Origin of the sequence: Nocardia sp. NPDC050630 (assembly GCF_044457245.1) — a bacterium.
Lineage (GTDB): Bacteria > Actinomycetota > Actinomycetes > Mycobacteriales > Mycobacteriaceae > Nocardia.
The window spans coordinates 1-5,211 of record NZ_JBITGN010000055.1; the positions used below are offsets into that span (position 1 = coordinate 1).

A 5,211-nucleotide genomic window follows, 5' to 3' on the forward strand; every position below is an offset into this window, starting at 1 on the left:
CCGGATCGGACTGCGCTCCGCTCCTACCAGGCTGCTGCGACAGCCCAGCGAGAAGGTCTTTCACCTCCTTCGATTCCTGGCGCCTCACGGCGCACCAGCGCCTCATGGCGCACTGCCACCTGTCTCCGCATTGGGTGGCCTGCGGTGCGCCACGGCGAGCGCCCTCCAATGGTGAGATCAGTTATTCGAACTGTTGGAATGCGGTATCGGGCTCTGCATTTCGTTGACTGACTTCGGCGGCATAGGTGGCCCAGTCTCCGGCGGACAGCTTCTGCCATTGGATCGCGGACTTGATGTGGATCCCGAGCATCTTGGCCAGGATCGCGGCCGGGATTTCGGCGGCGAGCGCGAACAGTCCGGTCTTCCGGCCCTGAGCGGGACGTATTCCGAGAGTTCGTAGGCGGCGGGCGAGCGACTCCTCGCTGAGGGGTTGTCTCGGCCAACGGCCCGGGAACAGCCAGTCAGAGGGAACCTTGACCAATACGCTGCCCGGCGGCCTGCGCGTGGCCACCAGCTTGCCGACCAGGCTGTCTATGGTGGCGGTAGCACGATGGGACGTGCGCCGAGGAACAAGAGCGTGTGATCTTCCTCGTGACAGACGTGCTGGGTCGTCAATGTGGTGATGGTGACGGCGCTCGCCGAAGTACTCGAACAGGCAGCCGCCAGGGTGGCGTATGAACATGAACTGGCTTCTTGTATTCGGTGGTCAGGACTGGCGCGGTGGCACACAGAATTCGCACGGCACTTCTCCTGGGCTGATCGCTCTCAACGGGTTGTCCGACGGACATCTGCGGTTCGCTGATACAACCGCCGAACTCTCGGCAGCGCCGCACGCCAGATGGGTCGCCATAGCAGTCCGGGAAGATATCTGCTGCGTTCCTCGCGTTGAACCCGCCCGCGGGGATGCTCCGCCCATTTGGCTGAGCCCGGCTCGTAGCGGAGTAGGTACTCGATTGTGCATACATGTCGAACGCTCTTGTAGCCGTAGAGGGCTGGTACAACAAGGCGCACCGGTGCGCCTTGGTCGCAGGTAAGCGGGAGGCCATCAAGTGTGTCAGCGAGAATTACGTCGTCTGCGAGCGCGTCATCGAGGAAGACGCAGCTGCGATATCCGTCCAGCCCGGTGAAAGCGATCCATTTGCAAAGCGGGTGTGGCTCCACCAAGGCTGTAAGAGATTCGTGGACGGCACGGAAAGATATCCCACCCCAAGCCAGGCCCAGCGAGCTCCATGTCGTTACACAGTGCAGGTCGCTGCATTGTTCGCGCCGATCGGTCAGGGCGAGCAGGTCCGCGAGTGGGATCTGCGTCGGATGGCGGACGACGCCTGTCACTGTGATGACGGGTTGATCCTGCTGTTGCGGGTATGGCTCGGCGAATTGGGGGAGGCCGAACCGTCGATGAGGTGCTGGTCGCTGGCCTCGGGGAAGGCTTGCGTTGGGCACCATGTCCGGTGTTACTCTCATTTGACTATATTAGAAGGGGTGCTCTATATCGGCAATCGGCTCGATGATCAGCAGTCGCGATGCGCGATCAGAAGGACCAGTGACAACAAGTCCGTAGCCGCGGCGAGGATCGGGATGCGCGGACGCAGCAGCTCGCCAGCTGTAGCGCAACCGCGAGAAAGAAGATCCTCGGCGTTACGGCGTCGCGCCGCCAGTTTTGTGGCTGGCGTTCGCTGGTCGGGGTTTGTGCGGGATGCTGACGGGACCCCGTGATTCGGTCCACCCGGACCGAAAACCTGGGGTCAGGTCAATGCCCCCGATACGCTGCTAACCGAGCGCACTGAACATCGTCCCTCGTCGGCCGAGACGTGTGGTAGACATGGATGGTTCACGATCTGCTCGTGTGCGTAGAGCGCGTCGCGCAAAAGTTGTCGAGATGGTTGACTGGTCAGCAGTTGCACTAACTCGTTGCATCGTCGCTCGAATAAGACGCCGCGTATATTCGTCGCTTGATCGCCGATCCGCACTCGGCCCAGCTCGACGCCCTCAACACTGACTTGGTAGAAGCGCAACGTAGAAGACAATAGTTGATCGGCAACTTGCAGGGCCTTCCCTTGGTTGCCGGCACTGCAACTCCGGCCTGAACTGCGGTCGAGATTCGTTACCGCAGGCGCCTCGATTCCGCGGCATCGCAGAGCTGGCGCGAACTCGTCCCACCCGAACGTGTGCATCCATCGCCAGATACGTGCAGCAAGCCCATATCCGCCAATCAGGGACTGTGCCAGCGTATTCCACCGCCACATTCGATCCATTCGGACTGAGACGGTCGACCGTGCTTGAGGTAGGAGTCGGAAGGTCATCATCGCGGTCGGTGCCTCTGTCGACGAACTGCTCGATCGCTGCACCAGGGAGGTTAACTCGGGTATTCAGATCGATCGGTCCGCAGGGCAGCCGCGTAACGAACCCAGCCAGCGCCACGAACCGACTCGGCAAGCTCGGCCGGGTGCTGACGGCTGTCCACTCGCCAGATCATTGTTTTCGGTCAGTGGTAGTGATCGTCTGTGACACCGTCGGTCGTCTCGCCTTCCTGCACTGTTTCCAGGCCCTCCCATCCGGCTCGGCCGGGGGCCGGGACCTTCTTGTCGGGAGCGGCCAGCATATGGTCCGCGGCGAGTCGGTCAGCGTTTCCGGAGGTGATGTCGGTTGTGGCATAGAGTGATTCGCTGCCAGGGGTGAAGTAGTGCAGGTGGGCCTGTCCGCTGTAGTAGATCGGCGAGGAGTAGCTCGGCGGTGTTTCGGCCTTGATGCGGGTGGCACCGAAATCCGGGTCGGTAGGGTCGGCCTGATCGCCAAGGCTCAACGCGTTCAGATAGGCATGGCCGGCGTGCGCGTTCAGGTCGTTGGATGCCTCGCCGACGTACACGTGTCCGCCGTCGAGGTGGTAGTCGGCCGCGTGGTGTGCCTGGTCGGTGCTGACGGGTCCGAGCAGCACCATGTCGTTGGTGTGCAGGTGACTCGCGGCCGCGGCGTCGGAGGTGACGATGGCCCCGGCGGAGTATCCCACCGTGGTCACATGTGAGGAGCCCTGATGCGTCGCCCACAGCCCATCGACGTCGCGGGCCAGGAGTTGGCCGCCTGCACGTTCGGCGGTGGGGTCGCCGCTGAGCACAGCGGTGATTCCGTTGGTGGGCGAGTCGTAGCCCATCCAGGCCACTACCGCGGTCGGATGACTTGGGTCTGCTTTGTTCGATTCGGCGTACAGATTCTGCGCTTGTTCGCTTTGGACAGCGAACCAGCCCTTGTCGGATCCGTCGCTGGCACGCACGCTCTGACTTGCACCCGGCACGAGGACCGCGGTATTGGGTGCGGTGTCCGGGTTGCCGATAGCGATGGCGGCCCTGCCCTTTCCATCGAACGCGAGCGGCTGGTACGCGTACAGGTAGGTCGGCGGATGCTGCTCGGAACCGCTGTAGGCGTTCAGGCCAGCTAGGACGTTGTTCGCGTTGTGATAGCGCGTCACGTCGTCGGCTGTCAGGCCGTATTTCGTCGGGTCCTTCTGGATCGCCTCGACCGATACGCCCTTGGCTTTTGCCATATCCTCGATCCGGTGGATGTCGGCGTTCATGACCTGTCTGTTCGCGGTGTCGCGATCGGCGACCGGTATTCCGTTGAGATTCCCGATCACATCCGGATGGTCGGCGATGAGCGCTTGCTGTTCGGCGGGAGTGAGCAACGTCCACCATTTGTATACGGCCTTCGGATCGGTGTTCGAAGCGGCGTCCTCAAGCTGCACTGGTGGGAGATAGCCGGTCGCTTCGAAGTCCTTCATCTGCGCGTCGAGAGTATCCTCGTAACCGGCGACGACGCCCTGCATCTGCCGATAGGTCGCGGCCACCGCGGCGGCCGCGGTCTGCTGTACCTCTGACAATCCCGGAGTGGGGAACTCGTTTTGCATCTTGCCCGAACGGCGCGGCAACCTCAGGTATTCCGATTCGAGTTCGGTCAGCTCATGGTTGAGGGCATCGATCGGAGGGTGGGTCATGTTCTGGGCGTTGGCGAGGGCTGCCGCGATCTCTTCCAGGCCGGTGCCGATCTTGGCGAGCGCATCCGCGGACTCATGCAGTCTGGACTTGGCGTCGTTCACGATCGGTGAGTCATCGATCACATCGGTTCGATCGCCGGAGATGTACGCGTTCTGAAAATGCGCACGAGCCTGGTCGAACGTGCTGTCCGCCTCCCCGGCGTGTGACCCGCTTCGATGGAATGCCTCGGCCATCGTGCTGATCTGAAACGGCTTGCCCGCCAACAATTGATCCTGCAACTGCCACGGGTCGCCTCCGGCGGCCTTCGTCAGCTCGGACACGGAGAGAACGGACAGTTTCGGCGTATTCACACTCATGGGTCGACAGCGTCCCCGCGGCGTACGGCGTCGGCGCCCGCGTGGTCCGCCCCGCCGAGAGCGGTTGCGGCCCCGGCCGTGTTCTCGCCGATCCACGTCAGATTTCGATGGTGATCATCGAGCGCACGTGTATGTCGTTGGTGGGCTCGGGATGTGACGGCCTCGGCATTCGTGGCTGCCTCGGTCTGGCCGAACATCCCCGCGGTCACCTCGACCGACCGTAGATGATTGCACGCCTCCTGAACGTGGTCGGTGGCGCCATAGGTGTGATTGCTACCACGCAGCAGCCGATCCGGATCCGCGTACATCCGTATCCCCACCTTTCGAAGTCCGGAGAACCCGGCAGAGGTACTCATCCGCCCGAGACTCATACCCTCGTCGCGCACCAACCACCATGAGCAACCCCAGCCGTGTCAAATGTGTTGTCATACAACATTCTTCGCAATCATTGAGCCGCCGGACCGTCAGTACCGGCATGATGCCGGTTTCTGGCAGCGGCGATCTTGTTGATGGGCGTTCGTGGAGCGCTCCAGGATCCCAGCCGCGCGCTCCGCGCCGCGGTTCGGCCCGGGGCGGCGCATTGCGCGTGCCCGTTTGATGGATAGTCATGTTTTGATGTCGAGTGCATGGGCGATGGTCGGCCAGGACCGGGACAGTTCGTCGGCCCAGTACGGCCAGGAGTGGGTGCCGGCGGACCGCAGGTTTACCGTCGCGGGGATCTGCAACTGCGTCAGCCGGTTCGCAAACATGGAAGCGCATTCGTAGGCTCCGGCTCCGAACACCAGCAATGACACCCCCGCTACCGAGGCAACCCCGCTGGTCGCCTGCCACACCACGCGCTGCACAAGAAGCCGCACCCGCCGTTCGGC

Annotated in this window: 4 protein-coding genes and 1 pseudogene; all 5 read right to left on the reverse strand. The window is 62.7% G+C overall.

Annotated features, from left to right (window positions below):
* Positions 1 to 181: 181 nt before the first annotated feature.
* Positions 182 to 511, reverse strand: coding sequence for a hypothetical protein (locus ACIBG0_RS42020; RefSeq protein WP_397041223.1), 330 nt, complete (start codon positions 509 to 511; stop codon positions 182 to 184).
* 254 nt (positions 512 to 765) lie between these two features.
* Positions 766 to 1,464: a molybdopterin-dependent oxidoreductase gene (locus ACIBG0_RS42025; protein ID WP_397041225.1), complete on the reverse strand. Its 699-nt coding sequence runs from the start codon at positions 1,462 to 1,464 to the stop codon at positions 766 to 768.
* Positions 1,465 to 2,485: 1,021 nt separating this feature from the next.
* Positions 2,486 to 4,342, reverse strand: a complete 1,857-nt coding sequence (locus tag ACIBG0_RS42030; protein WP_397041227.1) for an alpha/beta hydrolase — start codon at positions 4,340 to 4,342, stop codon at positions 2,486 to 2,488.
* A complete protein-coding gene (locus ACIBG0_RS42035; RefSeq protein ID WP_397041229.1) occupies positions 4,339 to 4,698 on the reverse strand; it encodes a DUF2563 family protein in 360 nt (119 codons plus the stop codon). The genes ACIBG0_RS42030 and ACIBG0_RS42035 overlap by 4 nt, the downstream gene beginning before the upstream one ends.
* Positions 4,699 to 4,947: 249 nt before the next feature.
* Positions 4,948 to 5,211: pseudogene (locus tag ACIBG0_RS42040) on the reverse strand (hypothetical protein); the annotation flags it as partial.

Bases quoted from the DNA above. Each gene is read 5' to 3' on its own strand.
- ACIBG0_RS42025 (WP_397041225.1), bottom strand. From the start codon at position 1,464: ATGAGAGTAACACCGGACATGGTGCCCAACGCAAGCCTTCCCCGAGGC.
- ACIBG0_RS42030 (WP_397041227.1), bottom strand. From the start codon at position 4,342: ATGAGTGTGAATACGCCGAAACTGTCCGTTCTCTCCGTGTCCGAGCTG.
- ACIBG0_RS42035 (WP_397041229.1), bottom strand. From the start codon at position 4,698: ATGAGTACCTCTGCCGGGTTCTCCGGACTTCGAAAGGTGGGGATACGG.